The organism is Pseudomonas sp. 2822-17 (genome assembly GCF_002742485.1).
Lineage (GTDB): Bacteria > Pseudomonadota > Gammaproteobacteria > Pseudomonadales > Pseudomonadaceae > Aquipseudomonas > Aquipseudomonas cyclaminis.
In genome coordinates this window covers 1-279 of the sequence record NZ_LJRZ01000626.1, presented here as the reverse complement: position 1 = coordinate 279, position 279 = coordinate 1, and the positions used below count along the sequence as shown (strand labels likewise).

Annotated in this window: 1 protein-coding gene; it reads right to left on the bottom strand. The window is 32.3% G+C overall.

What is annotated here, in order from left to right; translation table 11 throughout:
* Positions 1 to 257, bottom strand: a 257-nt coding sequence (locus AOA60_RS34860; protein WP_368731595.1) for a YibE/F family protein, incomplete at its 3' end; no start/stop codon positions are given.
* Between the last annotated feature and the right edge of the window lie 22 nt (positions 258 to 279).

Sequence of the window (279 nt, the reverse complement as noted above, 5' to 3'; positions counted from 1 at the left end):
TTTTTAGAAATACCACTTATCATCATAAAGGTAACAACCGTAACGATACTTCCCGTAACTACAGCTAAAAAGATAGGAGAATAACCATTATATAACAATGGAATCATAAACTTAAAGATTATAAAGAGAGTAAGTCCAATCGTAATTACAGACATCAAACCTTTCTTTTTGCCGAAAAATAAAAGGAGAGCTATAAAACTTCCTATTAAAAGGTACGTGGGAAAGTCCCTTGCATGACTTACAATGTCCGCCTTCACAATTTCACCATTATTTAAATAC